The 19,938-nt window shown below is 71.4% G+C and carries 16 protein-coding genes; 6 read left to right on the top strand and 10 right to left on the bottom strand.

Going from position 1 to position 19,938, the window contains the following annotated elements; genetic code table 11:
- Together ABT245_RS05645 and ABT245_RS05650 are read right to left on the bottom strand one after the other, a co-directional pair.
- Positions 1–1,618, bottom strand: a 1,618-nt coding sequence (locus ABT245_RS05645; protein ID WP_351728946.1) for a peptidoglycan-binding protein, incomplete at its 3' end; no start/stop codon positions are given.
- 630 nt (positions 1,619–2,248) lie between these two features.
- Complete coding sequence (locus ABT245_RS05650; RefSeq protein WP_351728948.1) at positions 2,249–2,509, bottom strand: hypothetical protein; 261 nt, start codon at positions 2,507–2,509, stop codon at positions 2,249–2,251.
- A gap of 592 nt (positions 2,510–3,101) precedes the next feature.
- Here ABT245_RS05650 and ABT245_RS05655 point away from each other — a divergent pair.
- A complete protein-coding gene (locus ABT245_RS05655) occupies positions 3,102–4,904 on the top strand; it encodes a pyridoxal phosphate-dependent aminotransferase (protein WP_351728951.1) in 1,803 nt (600 codons plus the stop codon).
- Between the two features lie 351 nt (positions 4,905–5,255).
- Here ABT245_RS05655 and ABT245_RS05660 read toward each other — a convergent pair whose 3' ends face one another.
- On the bottom strand, positions 5,256–5,714 hold the full coding sequence (locus ABT245_RS05660) for an RrF2 family transcriptional regulator (RefSeq protein WP_351728953.1): 459 nt from the start codon (positions 5,712–5,714) through the stop codon (positions 5,256–5,258).
- Between the two features lie 74 nt (positions 5,715–5,788).
- Between ABT245_RS05660 and ABT245_RS05665 the strand changes: the two genes are divergently transcribed.
- Entirely contained in the window at positions 5,789–8,788 is a 3,000-nt protein-coding gene (locus ABT245_RS05665; RefSeq protein WP_351728956.1) for a glycoside hydrolase family 35 protein, read from the top strand.
- A gap of 257 nt (positions 8,789–9,045) precedes the next feature.
- On the opposite strand, the gene ABT245_RS05670 is transcribed toward ABT245_RS05665, so the two are convergent.
- The 5 genes from ABT245_RS05670 to ABT245_RS05690 all read right to left on the bottom strand — a co-directional run bounded on the left by ABT245_RS05670 (position 9,046) and on the right by ABT245_RS05690 (position 13,738).
- Entirely contained in the window at positions 9,046–9,240 is a 195-nt protein-coding gene (locus tag ABT245_RS05670; protein WP_351728958.1) for an FxLD family lanthipeptide, read from the bottom strand.
- A 66-nt stretch (positions 9,241–9,306) separates the two neighbouring features.
- Positions 9,307–10,536: a methyltransferase, FxLD system gene (gene fxlM / locus ABT245_RS05675; protein ID WP_351728960.1), complete on the bottom strand. Its 1,230-nt coding sequence runs from the start codon at positions 10,534–10,536 to the stop codon at positions 9,307–9,309.
- A gap of 134 nt (positions 10,537–10,670) precedes the next feature.
- Positions 10,671–11,246, bottom strand: a complete 576-nt coding sequence (locus ABT245_RS05680; RefSeq protein ID WP_351728962.1) for a hypothetical protein — start codon at positions 11,244–11,246, stop codon at positions 10,671–10,673.
- Between the two features lie 755 nt (positions 11,247–12,001).
- Positions 12,002–12,361: a hypothetical protein gene (locus ABT245_RS05685; protein ID WP_351728964.1), complete on the bottom strand. Its 360-nt coding sequence runs from the start codon at positions 12,359–12,361 to the stop codon at positions 12,002–12,004.
- 132 nt (positions 12,362–12,493) lie between these two features.
- Complete coding sequence (locus ABT245_RS05690) at positions 12,494–13,738, bottom strand: helix-turn-helix domain-containing protein (RefSeq protein ID WP_351728967.1); 1,245 nt, start codon at positions 13,736–13,738, stop codon at positions 12,494–12,496.
- Between the two features lie 341 nt (positions 13,739–14,079).
- Here ABT245_RS05690 and ABT245_RS05695 point away from each other — a divergent pair, with 341 nt between their 5' ends.
- The 3 genes from ABT245_RS05695 to ABT245_RS05705 are packed head-to-tail and all read left to right on the top strand — an operon-like array spanning position 14,080 to position 17,292.
- On the top strand, positions 14,080–14,679 hold the full coding sequence (locus ABT245_RS05695) for a toxin-antitoxin system, toxin component family protein (RefSeq protein WP_351729015.1): 600 nt from the start codon (positions 14,080–14,082) through the stop codon (positions 14,677–14,679).
- On the top strand, positions 14,676–15,902 hold the full coding sequence (locus ABT245_RS05700) for an MAB_1171c family putative transporter (protein ID WP_351728970.1): 1,227 nt from the start codon (positions 14,676–14,678) through the stop codon (positions 15,900–15,902). Before ABT245_RS05695 ends, ABT245_RS05700 begins: the two co-directional genes overlap by 4 nt.
- Positions 15,895–17,292, top strand: a complete 1,398-nt coding sequence (locus tag ABT245_RS05705; RefSeq protein ID WP_351728972.1) for an NAD(P)/FAD-dependent oxidoreductase — start codon at positions 15,895–15,897, stop codon at positions 17,290–17,292. Before ABT245_RS05700 ends, ABT245_RS05705 begins: the two co-directional genes overlap by 8 nt.
- Before the next feature lie 91 nt (positions 17,293–17,383).
- Here ABT245_RS05705 and ABT245_RS05710 read toward each other — a convergent pair whose 3' ends face one another.
- Both ABT245_RS05710 and ABT245_RS05715 read right to left on the bottom strand, forming a co-directional pair.
- Positions 17,384–18,229 (bottom strand): SMP-30/gluconolactonase/LRE family protein, encoded by an 846-nt coding sequence (locus ABT245_RS05710; protein WP_351728974.1) that lies wholly within the window; start codon positions 18,227–18,229, stop codon positions 17,384–17,386.
- The gene (locus ABT245_RS05715; protein ID WP_351728976.1) at positions 18,226–18,999 is read right to left on the bottom strand and encodes an IclR family transcriptional regulator; all 774 of its coding nucleotides are present in this window, start codon (positions 18,997–18,999) and stop codon (positions 18,226–18,228) included. The genes ABT245_RS05710 and ABT245_RS05715 overlap by 4 nt, the downstream gene beginning before the upstream one ends.
- 133 nt (positions 19,000–19,132) lie before the next feature.
- On the opposite strand from ABT245_RS05715, the gene ABT245_RS05720 reads away from it, so the two are divergent.
- The gene (locus ABT245_RS05720) at positions 19,133–19,732 is read left to right on the top strand and encodes a hypothetical protein (RefSeq protein ID WP_351728979.1); all 600 of its coding nucleotides are present in this window, start codon (positions 19,133–19,135) and stop codon (positions 19,730–19,732) included.
- Positions 19,733–19,938: the final 206 nt, after the last annotated feature.

A 19,938-nucleotide genomic window follows, 5' to 3' on the forward strand; every position in this document is an offset into this window, starting at 1 on the left:
CAGTGCTGGAATCCCCGACGCTGGCGTTGGAATCCGCGGTGCCGGCACTGGCGTCCCAGCCAGAGGTGTCGCCCCAACCAGTACTGGCGTCCCCAGTGCTGGCGCTGGAATCTCCGGCGCTGGCACTGGAGTCCCAGCCAGAGCCCCAATCCCAGCCAGTGCTGGAATCCCCGGCGCTGGCGTTGGCGTCCCCGGCGCTGGTGCTGGAATCTCCCGCGCTGGCGCTGGTGTCCCAGCCAGAGCTGTCACCCCAGCCCCAATCAGCTCCGGAATCCGCACCGTTGGCGCTGGAATCCCCGGCGCTGGCGCTGGTGTCCCCGGTGCTGGCGCTGGAATCCCCGACGCTGGCACTGGAGTCCCAACCAGAGCTGTCGCCCCAGTCCCAATCAGCTCCGGAGTCCGCGCCGTTGGCGCTGGCGTCCTCGGCGCTGGAATCTCCGGTGCTGGCACTGGAGTCCCAACCGGAGCTGTCACCCCAGCCCCAATCAGCACTGGAATCCGCACCGTTGGCGCTGGAATCCCCGGCGCTGGCGCTGGTGTCTTCGGCGCTGGCACTGGCGTCCCCGGTGCTGGCACTGGCGTCCCCGGTGCTGGCGCTGGAGTCCCCGGTGCTGGCGCTGGAGTCCCCGGTGCTGGCGCTGGAGTCCCAGCCGGTGCTGGAATCCGAGGCAGAGCTGCCGTCGCCGTCGGCCGAGGAGGTGTCGGCCGACTGAGACGTGTCCTCTTCACCGGCAGGGGTGGAGGAGGCCGAGTGGTCCTCCCCTTCCGTGTCGGTGCCTGCCCCTTGCTTACCGACCAGCGCGCCCCAGGTTTCCGGGCCCACCTCACCGTCGACCGTCAACCCGTGGGCCCGCTGGAAGTCCTTCACCGCCGCCTTGGTGGCGGGACCGAAGTCGCCGTCGACCGTGAGGCTGCTCCCCTGGCCGTTGAGCAGTTCCTGGACGGTTTTGACACTGGTGCCCGTGCTGCCGAAGCTCACCGGCGGCTGAGACGAGGTCGAGCCCTGCGACGAGGCGGCCGGGCCCTGCGACGAGGTGGCCGGGCCCTGCGACGAGGTGGCCGGGGTGCCGGAGTCGCTGATGTTCACCGGGCGGTACGGCTTGTACTCACTGCCGGCGTTCAGCCCGTAGGTGCGCACACTGTGGTCGGTCCCGTGATGGCCGCGCTGCTCGTACGCGCGGTACGCGGTGTGCGTGGAGTCCGTCCACCCATCGAAGATCACCACGTGGCGCGTGTTGTTGTTGCCTTGGGCGTCGATCAGAAGATCGCCGGGCTGCAGGTCCTTGACGCTGATCGGCGTGGTGAGGTTCCGATTGGTCGCCAACCCCACGGTGTTGGGCGAACTCTCCAGCCCGAGAGCCATGGAGACGAAGCCGGAGCAGTCCTGGCGGTAGCCGTCGGACCAGTTCTTGGCCTGGCTGTAGGGCACCTGGGAACCGTTGTTGGCGGTGAGCCAGCTGGCCGCGCGGTTCAGGACCTCGGAGCGGCTGATGGGGGCTGCGGCGGCTGTGGCCGGGGCGGCAGTGAGGGCTGTGATACCGGTCAGAGCGATGCTACCGGCGACCGCCGAGGCCAGGACTAAGCGTGTTCTGCGGCTCGTTCGTGAGCGCAGCGACATGTGATGCCTCCTGCAATTGTGGGGGATGTGTGATGGGGCAGCCTGTGAGCGCGTTCAGCAACAGCTGATATCTCTCGCGGGGTTCCTGGTTCTCGCCACGATTAGTCGGTGCGGAATCCGATGGGGGTGTGGGGGTTAGGCGCTCGTTCGGCGAAACGGCATGATGGCATGTACGCGTCAATCATGCAACCGTTGAATCCTGGATAAGGCTCAGGAACTTGCGCCGGGGTGCCGCTTCTCGCCATTCCGTCAGACCGGATCCGATGATCGGCTTCAAGGTAGCGTCGACCTGGAGGCGCCTTCTTCTCTATGGGCTTCGGGACCATTCCGAGGGGGGGTGATTGTGTGGCAAGGAACCGTGACGCGAGAAGAGACGACCGCCTATGCATCGCGCGCACCAAAGGGCATGAAGGGCGATGAATACGAATTCATGTGGATCACGTAGGCGCATTCATACGTGGGCACTCCGGGCGAACAAGCCATGGCCACCCTGAAGGTCTGGCGTCTCCTCCGGAAATTCCGCTGTATCCCAGTTGCCAGTGATCAAGTACGCCTGGGAGTTCACCCGTTGCGGCGGCCGAGCCCCAACAGGAAAAACCTCAAACTGCATTTAGCCTCAATGCCGGTGACTTAGTGCACTTTTGTTCGCATGACCCGTTTGGTGTGGTGGCAGGAGGCGTTCCAGGAGTTCAGCGTGGGGGGCTTTTGATTGCGTGGGTGAGTCCGCCGGGCGGGAGACGCCGCCTGGTCGGCGACCTGGCGGCGCACGACGCGCGGTGAGCGGGTGAAGGAGAGCCGGTCGGGATCGCGATGATCACCTTGTCGCGCGGCCCGGCGGATCGTGGTGATGACGCGGTAGCCGCCCTCGTGGCCGACGATGGTGTGCTCCACCCTGCGTACCGGTATTCATGGACACGCAGGGCAGGCGGCGTGGTCCTCGCAGCGACAAACTCGGCGGTCACATCTTGCGGGACGCGGCGGCCGGAGTGACCACCGGCGGAATCCATACGCCGGAGAGCGCACCGCCGAAGGCCGCGCCGGTCACGGTCACCACCAGGACGACCCACGCCTGCCAGGCCGCCGCCGATCAGGTAGCCGGCCGACCGCCAGAGCCAGGAGGACAGCGGACAGCGGACAGCGGACAGCGGGGCGACGGCAGGACCTGCCACACGGTGCGGGGGGCCGATCCTGGTCGGCGTCGACCACCTTGGCGGCGGCGCCTAACAGATCGCCGGCCTCGGCCACCCCACGGACGTCCGCCGTGTCCTGGTTGAAGCCGACGGTGCCGGACACCCACCGAGGAGGGGATCACGTCCGAGCCCAGCACGATGCCGCTTCCACAGCGTCGACAAACTTCTTTCACATGAGGTGAACAGCGCCACCGCCGTCTCCGTATCCAAGGGTGGCCCGCGCCCCCCCGCGCGGGCCACCCACAGACGACGAGCCCGGTCGTCCCCGCGGGCTCGCCCCCTACGGAGGTTCCATGGCCGACAACGTCACCTCGTTGTTCCGCGGCACAGCGGCACACAGCCCGTCGATGGCGGCGCTGACACGGGAGGGCGGCGACGGGGTCGGGCCGGTGGACTTCTGTATCCCCTGCAACCCGTACTTCCCCACCCCGGCGATGTTCGAGGAACTGGCGGGCCGGCTGCGGGACATCATCACGTACTACCCGAGCAGCGCCGACACCATCACGGCCGAGCTGTGCTCCCTGCTGCAACTGCCGCCGCAGTGCGTGGCGATGGGCAACGGCTCCACGGAACTCATCACCTGGATCGACCATCTGCTGGTCCGCGAGTCCCTGGCCATCCCGGTCCCCACCTTCGGCCGCTGGACCGACCAGCCGATGGAGACCGGCAAACGGGTCGACATGTTCCCGCTCCAGGAGTCCGGCGGCTTCGCCCTGGACCTCGCGCAGTACGCGGAGTTCATCCGGGCGCGCGGCACCCGGGTCGCCGTCGTCTGCAACCCCAACAACCCCGACGGCGGCTTTCTGCACCGGCACGCGCTCGTGCAGTTCATGGACGCCATGACCGACCTGGACCTGGTGGTGATCGACGAGTCGTTCCTCGAATTCGCCGACGCCGAGGCCGAACCCAGCGTCGTACAGGAGGCGATGCTGCGCCCCAACGTGGTGGTGCTGCGCAGCCTCGGCAAGAACTTCGGGCTGCACGGCATACGGTTCGGCTATCTGGTCGCCAATCCGGCGCTCGCCGGCCGGATCCGTTCGATGCTGCCGAAGTGGAACCTCAACTCCTTCGCGGAGCACGTGGTGTTCATGCTGAAGGAGCACGGCGCCGAGTACGCGCAGAGCCTGCTCCAAGTGCGCCGGGACCGGCTGGAGATGGCGAGCCGGCTGTCCGCCCTGCCGGGTCTCACCGTCTATCCCTCCCAGGGCAACTTCCTCTTCGTACGACTGCCGGTCGGCGCCGAGGGCACCGTGGTCCGGGACCGGATGCTCACCGAGCACCGGATCCTGGTCCGCGAGTGCGGCAACAAGATCGGTTCGTCCAGTCGCTTCCTGCGGCTCGTGGTGCGCCCCCAGGTGGACGTGCGTCGCCTGGTGTCCGGCCTGGAATCGGTGCTCTACGGGTCCGGGAGGGGAGCCGCCGTGCCCGAGCTGGGCGCCCGGACCGGCTACAGCTCGGGCACGGCGGCGGTGGACCGGCTGGTGAGCGAGACCAACGGGGCCGGACTGCACGGGCTCGCCGCCCAGGCACTCGCCGCCGGCCCGGCACTCAGCGCGGCCCCCGCCCAGGCGCTCGGCACCGCCCCAGCACTCGGCACCGGCCCCGACCAGGCGCTCGGCGCCGGACCCGCCCCGGCACCGGCCGCCGCCTCTGCCGCCGGCATCGGCATGCCGCTCCCCGCCGCCGGTCAGCCGACCGGCGCCGGGATGCCGATGCCGGCGGCAGCTCAGCCGATGATGCCGGCGGCAGCCCCGGCGATACCACAACAGCCCCCGGTCCCCGCCCCGGTCCCGACCGTGGCACCGCCCCAGGCGGTCCCGTACCCCCCGGCCCCCACCCCGGTTCCGGTCCCCGCCCCCACACCGATCGCCACCCCGGCCCCGGTGCCCGCACCTCTGCCGGCGCCGGTGCCCGCCCCGGCCGCCGCACTCGGCCCGACGCCACCCGGCGTCCCGGCGCGCGGGGGCCTGACCGCGGCGCAGGTCCGCGGCATGACCGCCCCGCCTCCCACCCCGCCCCTGACCCCGGCCCCGCCCACCGGCTGGCCCAACGCCCAAAGCTGGCCCAACGCCGCAGGCATGAGCCAAACGGGATAACCCGAACAGGCCCCCGCCCGTCCCGGGACACCGCGCAGGGGGCGATCGGCGCGTTCGCCCCGCGATCGACCACACTTCGCGTCCGCGGGTGACCACACGCCCCGGCCCACCGCCGCGCCCGCCCCGCCCCCGCCCATCGTCCCGACCCACAGCGACCTGACCCCGGCCACCGGCCACCGGCCGGCCGAACGCCGCGGGCGGCGGGGGCGAGGCCGGACGGCCCCGAGCAGGCCCGCCCCCCAACGCCCCGCGCGGGAACCATCCGCGCGCTCGCCCCGCCGTACGGGCGCAGACACCCGGTCCGGCGCCGGCCGCACCGGAACAGTCGTGGCGAATCCCCGGTGGGGCAGGTCAGGGGTTCTGCCAGGACGCCGGGTCTGCCGCCAGGTGGTCCACCAGGGGTGGGAGTCGGGCCGTGGCGAGGTCGGACAGGGTGACGCCCTCCAGGATCTTGCGGACGTTCGCGCGCAGCGCGATCCACAGCGGCAGCAGGGGCTCGGCGGTGCCGGTGTAGGTGAGGCTCGACGGGCGTTCTCCCCGTACCGAGACGATCGGGCCTTCCACGGCCCGGATGACGTCCGCGACCGTGATCTCCGCCGGCTGCCCGGCCAGCCGGTATCCGCCGCCCCCGCCGCGCCGGCTGGACACGATCCCGGCGCGCCGCAGGTCACCCAGGATGCTCTCAAGGAACTTGTGGGGGATGTCCTGTACAGAGGCGATTTCCTCTGCCTTCACCGGGCCGTTACCCTGCCGTACGGCCAACTCCAGCGCCGCCCGCACCGCGTAGTCCGCCCGTGCCGAGATCCTCATGGGTCCATTGTGGGGCGTACCGCCGGGGAGAATGGCCGGACCGCGCCCCCGTAAGATCGCCCGGGAGGAACCCCTTGGCGCTCAGCAGACGTACCTTCAGTGCCCTCGCGGGCTCCGCCGCGCTCGGCTTCGCCCTGGGCGGCAGCGGCGGCCCGGGGGCGCTTTCGGCGTACGCGGCGCGCAGTGTGCCGACCGGTCCGGCACCGGCCCCGCCGAGCGCGGACCGGCGTCGGCACACCATCGGCTACGACCGCCACTCCCTGCTCGTGGACGGCAGACGGCTCGTGGTGTGGTCCGGCGAGATGCACCCGTTCCGGCTGCCGAGCCCGTCCCTGTGGCGCGACGTACTGCAGAAGATGCGGGCGCACGGCCACAACACCGTCAGTGTCCGCGTCGCCTGGAACTACCACTCGGCCGCCCCCGGACGCTACGACTTCAGCGGCGTCCGCGATCTGGACCTGTTTCTGCGCACGGCCGCCGAGACCGGGCTGTACGTCATCCTGCGCCCCGGCCCGTACATCGACGCGGAGGTGGACGGCGGCGGCTTCCCCGGCTGGCTCACGGCCACCGGGGGAACCGCGCGGACCGCCGATCCGGCCTATCTGTCGCATGTCGACGAGTGGTTCACGGCGGTGAACCGGATCGCCCGCCGGCACCAGTTCACCGACGGCGGCGGCACGGTCCTGCTGTACCAGATCGAGAACGAGTACGACGCCCACGCGGACCGGCCGGCCGGCCGCGCCTATATGTCCCACCTGTACCGGAAGGTGCGGGCGGACGGCATCGACGTACCGCTCTTCCACAACGACAGGGTGCCGAGCGGACAGTGGGTCCCGGGGTCGTTCGACACCGGCGGCGACAAGGGCGGCTGGCTGTACGGCTTCGCCGGGTATCCCGACCCGTCCCAGGCCCCGCAGGACTGGGGGCGCTCCGGCACCGCGGGCAAGGCGGCCGGCGCCGGTGCGAGCCCGCGCACGCCGGGTTTTGTGGCGGACTTCGGCGACGGCCGGTCCGACCCATGGGGCGGCGCCGCCTTCGACGGCAAGGGGTACGCCGAGGCGCGACGCACTCGGGACGCGGCCTACGAACGCCGCTTCCACCTCACCAACCTGGCCAACGGACTGACCCTGCACAACGTTCGCATGGCCTTCGGCGGCACCTCCTGGGGCTGGCTGCCCGCGCCGGTCGTCTACACGTCGTACGACTACGGGGCGGCCATCGACGAGGCCCGCAACGTCACCTCCAAGATGGCCCCGATGCACCAGCTGGGTCATCTCCTGCAACGGGTACCGGACTTCGCCAAGCTGGACCGGGCGGCGGATGTGACGGCGAAGGGCCTCAGGGTCTACCACCTCACCAATCCGGACACCGGATCCCATGTGTATGTGGTGCGCAACGACGGCGCCGAGGCGGTCACCTCGACCCTGCCGACCGCGGCGGGCGGCGTGGAGGTCACCGTCCCGGCCCGGGACGCCCGGCTGCTGACCACCCAACTGTCCCTCGGCAGTCGGACCTTGCGGTACAGCACCGCCCAGCCCGTGTTCCGGCTCACCGTCGGCCGCCAGGACATCGCCCTGTTCACCGGGCCGCGCGGCGAGATGGCCCGCCTGGTGCTGGACTGCCCGAGCGAGCCGCTGGTCAACCGCCTGGACCCGGAGGCCGCCTGGGTGTACGAGCGGGGCGCCCTGCATGTGTCCGTGCCGCTCGGCGAGGGCGGGCTCACCCGGGTGCTGGTCGAGCACGGCGAGAGCGAGACGCCGCTGCTGCTGCTGTTCGCCGACGAGGCGACCGCCGTACGGCTGTGGCCGTACGACACCCCGTCCGGGACGGTGCTGGTGTACGGCCCGGCGCTGCTGCGCGAGGCCGTCCTGGACGGCTCCACGGTCCGGCTGACCGGCGACACCGTCGAGGAGACCGGTCTTGAGGTGTGGGGGCCGCGCGGGATCGACGCCGTGGAGTGGAACGGGCGCCCGGTGAGCACACATGTCACGCCGGCCGGCAGTCTGACGGCGCAGGCGCTGCTGCCGGGGGTGCCGGAGGTCACGCTGCCCGCGCTGGGCGGCTGGCGCCGGAAGGCGGAGAACCCCGAGTCGGCGCCGGAGTTCGACGATTCGGCATGGCGGGTGGCCGACAAACGGACGTCGCACAGTACGACGCCGGTGCCGAAGGGCGGCCCGGTCCTGTTCGCCGACGACTACGGCTTCCACTACGGCGATGTCTGGTACCGGGGGCATCTGACGGGCACGGCCGGCCTTGGGAAGGTGTCCCTCGGCTACAGCACCGGCACCCAGGGCATGCTGATGGCCTGGCTGGACGGCGAGCCGCTGGGGGTGCACCGGATGCCGGTGCCGGACGACGGCACGTCCGGCCGCGGGACCTGGACGGACACGGCGGTGTTCGCCCTGTCCGCGCTGCCCCGCCACCGGCGTGAGCGGCTGCGCCGCAGGCTGGCGGCGCCCGGCGGGCATGTGCTGTCCGTGCTGGTCCGGCGCATGCAGCACGACCGGGACGGCGGGAACGAGGACACACACAAGGCGGCGCGCGGGCTGACCCGGGCCGGCTTCGAGGGGGCCGCGCCGACGGTGAAGTGGCGCATCCAGGGCGCGCTCGCGCCGGACCCGGCGCGCGGGCCGATGAACAACGGCGGACTGTACGGGGAACGGGAGGGCTGGCATCTGCCGGGGTTCGCTGACGGCGGCTGGCGTCCGGTCCAACTGCCGTACCGCCGCCAGGAGCAGGGCGTGGCCTGGTACCGGACCACGTTCCGGCTGACGGTGCCCGGCGGCGTCGACGCCTCGGTCGGTCTCGTCCTGGACGACGACCCGGCCCGCGCCTACCGGGCGCAGGTCTTCCTGAACGGCTGGAATCTGGGCCAGTACATCAACGACGTGGGCCCGCAGCACACCTTCGTGCTGCCGAACGGCATCCTGAACACCCGTGGCACCAACACCCTGGCCCTGGCCGTGCTGTCCGACGGCACCACGGAGTCGGGACCGGGCGAGGCACGGCTGACCCTCCTGGGCAGCGCGTCCGGCGGCGCCCCGGTGACCCAGGTGGCCTCCCCGGGCCGCTGAGGTTCAGGCAATCAGTAACCCAGTGCCGCCTCCCGCGCGGCACGTGACCAGATGGCCTGTTGGCGGGCGTTGAAGCCCATGCGATTCCAGTGGAAGAGGAGGTGGCGGGCCAGGACGCCGCGTAGTCCCAGCCCTAGGCGCCCATCGCGCGCAGCGTCCGCGAACTGCCTGATACATGGCTATGCCTCCTTGTTGATCGCGGTGGTGCGGGGCCGGGCCGACCGTCAGGGGCTCGGCCCGGCCCCGCACCTGGTGCGTCAGCCGCCGACGCAGGTGCTGTTGGAGCAGGCGGACTGGCAGGTGGATCCGCAGCCGTCGCCGGTGTCGTTCAGCAGTGCGCCGACGATCGGGGCGGAGGCGACGGTCTCGATGTTGAGGTCGAAGTCCGAGTTTCCGTCGACCGTGAAGTCCGTGGCGGTCTTCAGGAGGGTGCCGTTGATCTGCGGTGCCATCTCGTTCTCCTCGCTACAGAGAGTGGGTGGATGTGCGTTGCTGACCTGGTCGGGACGCTGGAGGCGTCACGGCCAGGCGATCGTGACCCGCGTGTGCGGCCGGTCGATGATCCGGCCAGCGGGAAGCTGGTCGTCCGGCGTTCCGGCCGGGTAGACCTCGATGCGCGCCCTGTCCTCGCGGTGATCCCGGTCCCAGGACTGGATCTCCGAGAGCAGGCACTCGGCGACCTTCTGTCCTTGGGGTCCGTGGCCGATCGCGCCCAGCTCGAACCGGTCGGGGTCGTCGGTGGCGCGGACGGTCCGGTAGGCGAAGCTGTCGCCGTCGACGAGTGTCGGCACGCCGAGCGGTGAGGCGGAGGCGACCAGGCCGCGCTGCCGGGCAGCGGGCTTCGCGGCCATCAGGGGGAGGTTGTCCAGGGCGGTCGTCAGCCACAGGTCCAGGTGCTCGTTGGACTCGTCACCCGCAAGGGTCACACCGGACCAGGCCGTGGTGCGGGGAGTTTGCAGGGCGGCGCTGAGGGCTTCGGTGTCGGGTTCGGGGTGGCCGTCCAGGCGCAGGCCGATCTCTTCGCGCTCGGTGTCGTGGATGAGGGCCACGCGCATGCGGTTCTCGCCGGCGCCCTGCATCGGTACGAACCCGCACAGCTCGAACCCGTCGCTGACCAGTCGCTCGCCGTCGCGTACGAAGGCGATGGTCCGGGTCATGCCGCGCATGCGCAGCGGGACGACGAGCCGGCCGCCGTCGGTGAGCTGGTGGATCCAGGCGGGCGGGATGTCAGCGGCCTGCACGGTGACGAGGATCCTGTCGTACGGGGCGTGTGCCGCGTCGCCGTTCTCGCCGTCGGCGGTGATGACGGTGACGTTCCGGTAGCCGGTCGTCTTCAGGAAGTCCTTCGCGCGTTGGGTGACATCGGGGTCGATGTCCATCGTGACGACGTGGCCCTGCTTACCCACCAACTCGGCGAGGTAGGCCGCGTTCACACCGCCGGAGCCGATCTCCAGAACGCTCATCCCCGGCTGGATGTCGGCCTGTTCGATCTGCATGGCCTGGATACGCGGGGCCGACACCGAGCTGATGTGCGTGCCGTTGGCGTCGGTCTTGGTGATCGCGGCCTGTTCGGGCTCGTAGACCTTGGCCATGTCCTCATCGGGCGTGGCCAGGTGGCGGGGAACCGAGCGGAATGCAGCCACGACGCGGGCACTGCGCGCGGCGCCGCGTGCAATGAGCTGCTCCACCATCCTGTCGCGCAACTCCTGCTCGGAGGCGGAGGGCTTGTTGCTGTTGTCAGTCGTCATGCTGGTGACGCTATCCACGAACGATCTCCTTCTCGGCGCCTGCGTGCCGAGGCGGTTGGGGGGTGATGTTGACGCAGGTCGGCGGGCCCGGGCGGGACAGACCTGCCTCGGGGCGGCATGGGCCTATGCGGCCGTCAGGCGACCGCCGTCAGCTCCGCGACCCGGGCGAACTCCTCCTCCAGACGGTCACGGCCGAGGGCCGCGAACTCCCGGTCCAGGTCGGCCGGTGTCACTCCGCGGAGTTCCACCATGGTGCGGGCGGCACGGACCCAGGGAGCCCACTCCGACCCGTACTTCACCTGCTCCATATGGCACCCCGGGATCGGCTGGAGCGTCACGGGATGATGAACGGGACCGACGACACCCCACGCGGGCACACGCCTCGCCCATGCCGCCACGAACCGCCCACCCCGCAGGGCGTTGCAGAGCTGGATGGAGATCCCGGCGCAGGGCACGCACACCGGCGGACTCGTCGTCCGCTCCCCCTCCCGGACCGCACCACAGGAGTCACGCAGGAGAAACAGATGCGGGCCGTGCGGGTCCGCCGGCATGCGGGAGCAGACCTGGCACATCATGTTCAGCATCGCCCGGCGCTGCCGGTAGGGGTGGACGTTCCGCAGCTGCGGGCTGCCCCGGCGCTGCTTAGGGCGGAGGGCATAGCGGGCCCAGAGCACGCCGAAACTGTCCCGGTCGTACGGCGTCTCATCCACGTACGCGACTCCCGGAGCCACGCGGCGGCGGGTGATCGGACACGACAGGAGTCTTTCCTCACTCCAACCGGCGATGTACGGAACGACACCTAGCGGAGCCGGAGGCAACACGATCGAGAACCTTCCTTCGTCGGGACGAAAGTGACAGCCCGGCAGATCGCGGGGCATCACGGGGTCGGGTGCGGCGGGCCGGGCCCGCCAGTCCTCGCGGGGCGAGTCAGGAGCGGGAAACCGGCGGGCACCTGGGGGCTCCGGTCGCCCCCTGGGGCGCAGGCGACCGGAGCCGGTCATGGGGTCAGCGGCCGATTCCGACCACGAGGGCACCTATGAGGGCGGCAAGGACCAGCGCGTAGAAGAACGGGCCCTCCGGACTGTCCGGCCTCATGGCCATCGCCGCCGCTCCTCTCGGCCCGTCTCGACTGAAACGAGCTAGCGCTCCAGGAGCGCGCCTGCCGGTATCACCTCGGCGGAGCGGCGTGCCCGTCTCCGGATGGCAGGGCGGGATGAGCAGCAGCCCGCGGCCCGGCCGCCCGACTGCTGCGCTTCGGCCATCCGTACAGCCGTGCTCCTCTGCGGCATCAGCGTTCTCCCTGGACGGGCTGGTCGGTGAGCGAGACCAGGCGGCGCCTTCCGGCAGGGGCCGGAGCCCGCTTCCACGGCCTGGATGGGCCGGATGTCGTCGGCGAGCTGCTTGCACCAGGAGCACAGGCTGTAGCTGCCCGCGGGCGACGCCTCTGTGGCGGTCGAGCCGGTGGTCATCGGCGGCAGTCCCTCACGAGGCGGTACAGGCCGCGGCCGACGATGCACTCGGCGGCCGCCTTCTCCGTCTCGCAGAGGTCGCAGGCCACGGTGTGGGTGAACAGGCCGCGGTGCGCCCTGCCAGCGACGCACTTTCGGCAGGCGCGCGGGTACCACTTCATCCCGGAGACGGACGATGAGCTGCTAAGAGGGGAGCGCCGCTCGCCGAAGTCGACGGCCGTCTCAGTGGTCAGCGTCTCGGGGCACCAGAGGCATTCGGCGCCGCGTGTCTTCGCGTCGGCCAAGCCGTCCAGGCCGGGCAACGCCAAGACCTTCAGCACCTCGGGGGGTGGCACGCTTACGGTCTTGCTCGACATGGTCACGCCTCCACGGTCACGGTGATCCGTCTCACACCCGTGACCGTAGAGGCGACGAAATAGAGGGAACAGACACGTTCCATGGCCTTCGCAGGGGCAGGCACCCCACCACAGACACGGAACGTGCCCCTTCTACTGAGTCCCGAAGAACGCAGCCAGATCCCGCTGCTTCGACGTCAGCCGACGCCGCCTGCTCTTCTCCAGCACGTCATGGAACGTGTCCGCCGCCATCCGCTGATGCCGAAGCCACTCCGGCGTCTCATCCTGCAACGCCCACAAAATGTCCGTCGCCTCATCAGGCTGCCGCAGCATCGCGTGCGCCTGCGCAACATCCAGCAGATGCCTCCGCATGAACAGCCGCCCCTTCCGATCCGGCGACGCCGGCACGCGCTGCGAAAGCCTCAGCACCCGATCCGGCTTCTCCGCCACGAGTTGGTTCTCGATGCCCTGGAAGGCCACCGTGCGCCAGTCGAACCGCCCCCAGGAGGACTCCGCAACCGCCTGCCTACCGCCGAGTGCGGTGCCCGCGGTGCGGCCCAGCCGCAGGATCTCCCGCGCTTCCTGCGGCCGGTTGTTGCGGGCCGCTGCTGCGCTTCCGTGCACCAGCAGCTTCCCCCAGGCTCCGAGAGAGTGCCGAGTCGCCTGGGAGATCCGAGGTTCGACAGCATCCGCAGTCGTAACGCTCACCTGTTCCGCCTCGTCGAGGCGTCCCTGCCGCATCAACAGCCAGCCCTGCTGGTACACAGCCGCGGCGACGGAGTTCATGTCGCCGATCCGGGTCGCGTCCCCGATGGCGTCCCGCAACGCGGTCTGCGCGAGGTCGTAGGCGCGTACCTGGGTGAGGTAACGGCCGGCCATCTGGAGTACGTCGGAGCGGATCCCGATGGCGTCGGCGTGCTCGGGGCCGTTGTCGAAGTGCGTGACTGCCGCGTGGGCGGCGTGAACGAGCGAGGGCAGGAAGGTGGCGACGTGGCCGTAGTTGTCGCGGTGGTAGGCGGTGGCGACTTCGGCCGCGGTGGAGCGGAGCCTCTTCAGGTCTGGCTCTACGCCGACGGTGGGGGTGAGACGTCCGGTGTAGGTGACGGGTGGGGCGATGGCCTGCCGTAGGGGCATGAGGTCGATGTTGTCGTCGTCGCCGCGGGTGGTGGAGTGGGGGCCGCCTGGGTCGAAGAGGACGGAGGTACGGACGTGAAGGGCGCGGGCGAGCGCGTGGTAGGTATCGAGGCGTGCGGTGCCGCCGCGTTCGAGTTTCTTCACAACTCCGATGCTGAGTCCGGCTTGTTCGGCGAGACGTTCTTGAGTGAGTCCGCTGGCGAGTCGGAGTTCTTTGAGCCGGTCGCCTGGGTGCGTGGGTGCAGTGCCTGTGGGCTCGGGCATGCTGGGCTCCCGTTCTGAACTGGACACTCAGAACGCTACTCCTCCGGGCCTGGTAGGAGTCGTGGTTGCGCCCTGATTCAGTTCTTGAAACCTGGTCAGGGGGCCGAGGCGGTTGAGCCGGTCGGCAAGGTCTTCCACGGGGCGTGTCCTGGCATGAAGAAGGGGCCCTTGCCGCCCGAAGGCGGCAGGAGCACTCGTGTTTGCGGGCGGGGCCCTTTCGCGGCGCGGCGGAATCGGCGATCGTTTCCCGTTGAACCATGCTCGTCCGATCACCTGACGCGGACGCGGCCGGGCGCGTAATCTCGGACGAGCCGCTGTCCGGCGGTGCGAAGGGGGAGGCGATGGACATCGCGGGCACGCGGCAGCGGGCGGCCCGGATCGCCACGCGGCTGCGGAGCCTTCGGCCCGGCTCGGCCGAACGCACGCTCGCCGCCGCTCTGGCCCGAGCGGTCCGCGCCAGACCCCATCCCCCCTGCGACATCGGCGAGTTGTGCCGGGCGCTGTGCGAGGAGATGAGCGCACGGCGCGGCGGCCGACCCGTCGAGCTGCGCTTCGAGCGGTTCCCCGACGAGATCGAAGTCACCGGACTGTGGGTGGAGTTCGCCGACTTCGACCTGGTCATCGTCGAGGAGCGTGCCGAGGCGGTGCAGCAACTCGTCATCCTCGGCCATGAGTTGTGGCACATGCACGCCGGGCACCGGCACCACAGGCTGCCCGGCCCACAGGCGGCCCGCGCCCTCGCCGAGACGCCGGGACTGCGCGACGCGGCCCTGACGGTGGCCGCGCGCAACGGCTCCCGGGAGGCCGACGAGGCCGAGGCCGACGACTTCGGACACCGGCTGGCCACCCTGTGCCGCCCCTGGGTCGCCGGCACCGGCGCCGCCCCGGACCCGCTCCAGCGGTCCCTCGGCTACCGTGGCCGCCGCGGAGCGCACCGGTGACCCCGCTGGCGCTGAACCCCTCCGGATTCCTGGGCGAGTTCTACATCTCCTTCTGGATCCCCACCACGGTGCTGACCGCCGCCCTGCTGATCAAACTGCCCACGATCATCCGGCTGTGGCGGGACCCGCTGCTGCGCGCCGTCGGCGGTCTGCTGCTGCTCGCCTGCGCGGTGTTCGTCTTCGTGGCGCCGTCCACGATCGCCTGGACCAACCGGGTCACCGGCGTGCCCAACATCTCGGCGCCCTGGTGCTATTCGCTGATCACCGCGTTCTGCGGCTCCTGTCTGCTGCTGATCATCGCCTGGCGCAACGGCCTGTCGGAACGCTCGGCCGCCAGGCGCCGCGCGATGCGCTGGGTGGTCCGCGCCTACTGCGGGGTGATCGTGGCCCTGTGGGTGCTCTTCGCGCTCGCCGACGCGCCCGTGGAGCGGCTGCGGGACCTGGACACGTACTACGCCACCACCCCGTTCATGCGCGAGGAGATCCTGCTCTATCTGCTCGCGCACTCCGTGGCCTGCCTCATCACGTCCAGGCTGATCTGGAACTGGGTGCGCACCGAGGGCCTGGACGCCTGGCTGCGCTGGGGACTGAAGCTGCTCGGCGCCGGCTATGTACTGAACCTGATCTTCGACGCGTCCAAGCTGACGGCCGTCACCGCCCGCTGGTTCGGGCGCGACCTGGACTGGCTGAGCACCGACCTGGCGCCGCCGGTCGCGGCCCTGTCCGCCATAGTGATCGCGGTCGGCTTCATCCTGCCGCACGCCGGCCAGTATCTGCACGACCGCTGGCGGGTCCGGCTCGCCCACCACGAACTGCGCCCGCTGTACCAGCTGATGCGGACCGTCAGCGGTGACGGTGTGCGCCACGCACTGCGCGCGACGCCCGAACTCAGGCTGACCCGCCGGGAGACGTTCATCCGGGACGTACTGCTGCAACTGGCCCGGCGTATCGACGTGGACCTGGGCGCGCGGGCGTACGACGCCGCACTGGAGCTGGGCAATCCGCCGGCCGGGGCCAGGGCGCTGGCCGCCGCGGTGAGCATCCTGGACGCCGTCGGCCGACAGCGCGCGCCCGACCCGTACGACACGGCCGCCGGGCCCGACACCACCCATCTGCTCCAGGAGATCGAGGCGGTCTCCCGAGCCCTCCGCCGGCCCGACCAGATCGAGGCGGTGCGCGCGCGTGCGTCCGCCCCAGCAGAGAGCGTTCCCGCACATGAGTGATCGCAGCACCGTCGCCGTCGTCCTCGGCGGCTCCCTCGCCGGACTGCTTGCCGCCCGTGCGCTGACCTCGTGCGCCGACCGGGTCGTGGTGATCGAGCGGGACACGCTGCCCGCCGGGCCCGAGCCGCGCAAGGGGCTGCCGCAGGCCCGGCATGTGCACCAGCTGTGGTCGGGCGGGGCCCGGGCGCTGGAGCGGCTGGTGCCGGGCGTCGGCAACCGGCTGCGGGCGGCCGGGGTGACCCGGCTGCCGGTGACCACGGACATGGTCGTGCTCTCGCCGCACGGCTGGTTCCGGCGCTGGGCCGAGTCGGCGTACCTGCTGCCCGCGAGCCGCGACCTGCTGGACTGGGTGGTGCGTACGCGGATCCTCGCCGACCCGCGGATCGAACTGGTCGAAGGGGCCGAGGCGCTGGGGCCTGTGGGCACCGACACGGCCGTCACCGGGGCGCGGATCCGGGACCGGGACGGAACCGAGCGCACCCTGCCCGCCGACCTCGTCGTCGACGCCACCGGGCGCGGCTCCCGCGCCCCGCAGTGGCTGGCCTCGCTGGGCCTGCCCGCGCCCGAGCGGCGCGAGGTCAACCCCGGCCTGGCGTACGCGACCCGCCTGTTCCGGGCGCCGGAACAGGCGCGGGACGGATTCCCGATCGTCAATGTGCAGGCGGACCCCCGGGGTCCGCGGCCCGGGCGGGGCGGTGTCCTGATGCCGATCGAGAACGGCCGGTGGATGGTCACCCTCCATGGCAGCCGGGGCCATGAACCGACCACCGACGCCGCCGACTTCCTCCGGTACGCCCGACAGGAGCTGCGGCACCCGATCATCGCCGAGCTGCTGGCGCGGGCCGAACCGCTCGGCGAGGACGTCGCGTTCACCAGGACCACGGCCAACCGCCGGCACTACTTCGAGCGGATGCCGATGTGGCCGGAGAACTTCGTGGTGCTCGGCGACGCGGTGTGCGCGCTCAACCCGGTGTACGGGCACGGCATGGCGGTGGCGGCCCAAGCGGCGCTCGCCCTACGGGAAGTGATGGTTCGTCAGGGCCTGGGCACGCCGGGGCTCGCCCGGCGTATCCAGCAGGCGGTGAGCCGGCCGGTGCGGGCGGCCTGGGACCTGTCGACCGGCGCGGACGTCTTCTACCCGGGGGCCACCGAGACCGGACCGACGCTGTGGGAACGGATCATGGCGGCCTACGTGGGCCGGCTCATGCACACCGCGACCGGCAACGGGCGTATCGCGCGCCGGGTGACGGACGTGACGTCGCTGTCCTGCGGGGCGGGGGTCCTGCTGGCGCCCAGCGTGATGGTCGCGGCGGCGGTGGGTCCGTTGAAACCGGCGTTGGGCTCGCCGCCCCTGACGGCGGAGGAGTTGAAGGCCGTCGGCCTTCGCTGAGTGGGCTGTGTTGTCGGTCGTCTGCGGCTGCGTCGTGGTTGCTCGCGCAGTTCCCCGCGCCCCTGATGGGGCGCTGCCCCTCGGCGGTGTTTCAACCGGCGAAGGAAGGGTGCGGCAGGCCCTTGCCTGCGTTTGGGATCACCAGTAGGGAGCCTGACAGCGGGTGGGGGCGGTTCAGACCCGTGCGGGCCGTGGTGACGTACAGGTCCGTCAGGTCCGTGCCGCCGAACGCGCACGCCGTCGGGCGCGCCGTCGGCACGATCAGTACGCGGTCCAGGACGCCGCCGGGTGTGTAGCGGCGTACCGCAGCCCCGTCCCACAGCGCCACCCACACACAGCCGTCGGCATCGACCGTGAGGCCGTCGGGGAAGCCGGCGCCCTCCTCGATCTCCGCCAACGGGCGCCGGTTCAGGGCCTGTTCGCCGTCGAAGTCGAAGACGTCGATCCGGCGCGTAGGACTGTCGACGTAGTACATCAGACGGCCGTCGGGGCTCCAGCCCGTGCCGTTGCTCACGGTGACGGACGGCAGGACCGTACGGACCTCACCAGCGCCGGTGACCCGGGACAGCGTGCCGCCGCCCGCCGCCTCGTCGTAGCGCATCGTGCCCGCCCACAGCGTGCCGTCGGGCGCGACGGCGGCGTCGTTCGCACGGCGGCCGGGCACCGGCTCATGGTGCAGCCAGCAAAAGGCGCCGTCCGGGTCCAGCAGGCCGATCCCGTCCCGGAGGTTCAGCACCAGACCGCCGCCCGCGCGCGGCTTCACGGCGCCGACATGCTGCTCGGTCGTGCGGACCGTACGGCGGCCGGATGCCGGATCGTAGCCGTGGACCCGCATGCCGAGGATGTCGATCCAGAGCAGCCGGCCCGTCACCGGGTCCCAGGTCGGTCCCTCACCGAGCGTCGCCTCGGCCCGCACCGCCACCTCGTACCCCGTCATGCCACGCTCCGATGTCCCAGGCGCTCCGACAGTTCGACCGCGCCCTTTGCGGCCAGCTGCGCCAGTTCGGCCAGCCGCTCGTCGCTCCAGCGGATCATGGGCACGGAGATGGACAGCGCGGCGACCACCTGGCCGGTGCGGTCGCGGACCGGGGCCGCGACACAGCTGACGTCCGGATTGGACTCGCGGCTCTCCACCGCGACGCCGCGTTCCCGGATCCCCGCCAGTGCCGCGCGCAGCGCGCCGGGGTCCGTGATGCTGTTGGGGGTCATGGCGGTCAGCTCTGCGCCGTCCGGGATGCGCGCGGCCAGCTCCGGCTCGGGCAGCGAGGCCAGCAGCATCTTGCCGACCGACGTGCAGTGGGCGGGCAGCCTGCGGCCGGCCGCGGACACCATGCGCACCGCGTGCGTGGAGTCGACCTTGGCGATGTAGATGACGTCCGTGCCGTCCAGGATCGCCACATGCACGGTCTCGTCGCAGGTCTCGGCGACCGAGCGGGCGACCTGCTGGCCCTCGGCGGCCAGGTCCAGCTGCTCGGCGTAGCGGCTGCCGAGTTGGTACGGACGCACCCCGAGCCGGTACCGTCCGGGCTGTCCCGGTACGGGCACGATGTACTGGCGGGCGGCGAGCGTCGTGACCAGCTCGTGCACGGTGGTGCGCGGCAGTTGGAGCCTGCGCACGATGTCGGGGGCGGAGAGCGTCCCGTCCCCGTCGAGGAAGAGCTCAAGTATGTCGAGAGCCCGGGTCACGGCGGGTACGAGGCGTCCCATCCTCCGGCCCCCTCCCTTGATCAGCGCCTGCGTTCGAGATTTCAACAGACGATCGGCATGACGAACAACGAGCACAGGCTAGTCATGGAGGATCGCTCCGGGCAATGGGTGCGTACCGGGCCGGTGGGCGACGATGGTGCCCATGCCGTCCTCCGCCGAACGCCCCGCCCCCTTCACCCCGCTCGACTTCCAGCTGGTGCTGCTGCGCCGCATGGCCGACCACAACCCCGGCCTGGTCGAGGACGCCCGGCGCGAGCTGGGCGTGTCCCTCGCGGACATGCGCGAGGCCAACAAGCGCTGGCAGGCGATGGTCCGCTCCCCCAGGCCGCGCCCGGCGGCCTCCCGGTACCGCTCGGTGCTCGGCGCACCCGAGTCGGAGGGCAAGCGCACCATCGGCGACCTGGAGTGCGCGGTGTGGCAGTGGCCCGTCCCGCTCTGGCCCGACCTGCGCTTCGAGGTGCTGGTCGCCGCCACGGGCGCGGTCTGGACCGAGTGGCTGGTCCGCGCGCCCGGCGCGCCCGCGCCGCGCCTCGCCCGCCTCGAAGACCTCACCCCCTGGTCGTGCACGGTCGACGAGGCGGCCCGCGCCTTCGCCCCGGCCCGCCCCCTGGAGGGCACGGCCCCCACCCGCTGGGGCCTCGCCTTCACGGCCCCCGACGCGAGCGGCGAACGACGCGAGGTCGTCGCCGAGTTCACGTGGGGGCTGTTGCAGCGCACAGCCGTCGTGCCGTGAGGGGTCGTCAGTCAGGTGCGGGTGCGTTGTCGGCGGCGCCCTGGGGGTGACGCGCCGGCCGTCGGGTGCGGGTGCGTTGTCGGCGGCGCCCTGGAGGTGACGCGCCGGCCATCGGGTGCGGGTGCGTTGTCGGCGGCGCCCTGGAGGTGACGCGCCGGCCATCGGGTGCGGGTGCGTTGTCGGCGGCGCCCTGGAGGTGACGCGCC

Origin of the sequence: Streptomyces sp. NPDC001508, from assembly GCF_040298665.1 — a bacterium.
Classification (GTDB): domain Bacteria; phylum Actinomycetota; class Actinomycetes; order Streptomycetales; family Streptomycetaceae; genus Streptomyces.

Coding starts and splice junctions, on each gene's coding strand:
- ABT245_RS05655 (WP_351728951.1), top strand. CDS start 3,102: ATGGCCGACAACGTCACCTCGTTGTTCCGCGGCACAGCGGCACACAGC.
- ABT245_RS05660 (WP_351728953.1), bottom strand. CDS start 5,714: ATGAGGATCTCGGCACGGGCGGACTACGCGGTGCGGGCGGCGCTGGAG.
- ABT245_RS05670 (WP_351728958.1), bottom strand. CDS start 9,240: ATGGCACCGCAGATCAACGGCACCCTCCTGAAGACCGCCACGGACTTC.
- fxlM (WP_351728960.1), bottom strand. CDS start 10,536: ATGACGACTGACAACAGCAACAAGCCCTCCGCCTCCGAGCAGGAGTTG.
- ABT245_RS05685 (WP_351728964.1), bottom strand. CDS start 12,361: ATGTCGAGCAAGACCGTAAGCGTGCCACCCCCCGAGGTGCTGAAGGTC.
- ABT245_RS05690 (WP_351728967.1), bottom strand. CDS start 13,738: ATGCCCGAGCCCACAGGCACTGCACCCACGCACCCAGGCGACCGGCTC.
- ABT245_RS05695 (WP_351729015.1), top strand. CDS start 14,080: ATGGACATCGCGGGCACGCGGCAGCGGGCGGCCCGGATCGCCACGCGG.
- ABT245_RS05705 (WP_351728972.1), top strand. CDS start 15,895: ATGAGTGATCGCAGCACCGTCGCCGTCGTCCTCGGCGGCTCCCTCGCC.
- ABT245_RS05710 (WP_351728974.1), bottom strand. CDS start 18,229: ATGACGGGGTACGAGGTGGCGGTGCGGGCCGAGGCGACGCTCGGTGAG.
- ABT245_RS05715 (WP_351728976.1), bottom strand. CDS start 18,999: ATGGGACGCCTCGTACCCGCCGTGACCCGGGCTCTCGACATACTTGAG.
- ABT245_RS05720 (WP_351728979.1), top strand. CDS start 19,133: ATGGTGCCCATGCCGTCCTCCGCCGAACGCCCCGCCCCCTTCACCCCG.